Below are 552 nucleotides of genomic sequence, written 5' to 3' on the forward strand. Positions count from 1 at the left end.
TAGTATAAGTTTAGTGAAGAGCTCTATGGTTTTATCTGAGCTGTACCTTGATACGTAGGCGTCAGGGTAATGTTTGGATGCGATGCTGTATTTGCGTACTGATGCATTGTGCATTAAACCGCGGTTGACCTTCTCATCAATGTGGAGAGGTTTGAGTATTGATTCGAACATGAGATTTTTTGCTGTTGGGGTGTCTCCTATCATCTCCACCATAGGGTGTTCTGTAGGGTTCAGTTCGTGAATGAAATCCTCGGTCTGTACTGCATGTATGGCATTATCTTCAAAGTTCACTGAGAAAATAATTCCAAACAGATTGACTGATCGCCAGTTACCTTCCCTTCTATATTCTTCAGGAATGACACTACCGCTTTCATCGGAGCACACTTTGTTGATGCATCTTGTGATTTCGGTTTTTATGAGCCCTACACCCTCGAGAGCGGATTCTGGTCTGTGCACCCCAAGGAGTTCTGTTGTTAGTTTCAGTAAGGAACCTTCGAATTCACGATTATTGTGCATTGCTGTAAATCGTCTGCAGTAGTCGTATAGGCGAAC

The 552-nt window shown here is 43.1% G+C and carries 1 protein-coding gene; it reads right to left on the reverse strand.

Annotation, left to right across the window (positions count from 1 at the left end; genetic code table 11):
• The coding region (locus AB4585_RS05170; protein WP_372169405.1) for a hypothetical protein at window positions 1-516 on the reverse strand (516 nt) is incomplete at its 3' end.
• Window positions 517-552 lie beyond the last annotated feature (36 nt).

It is taken from the genome of Vibrio sp. 10N.222.49.C9 (assembly GCF_041474985.1).
GTDB classification, from domain to species: Bacteria; Pseudomonadota; Gammaproteobacteria; order Enterobacterales; family Vibrionaceae; genus Vibrio; species Vibrio crassostreae_C.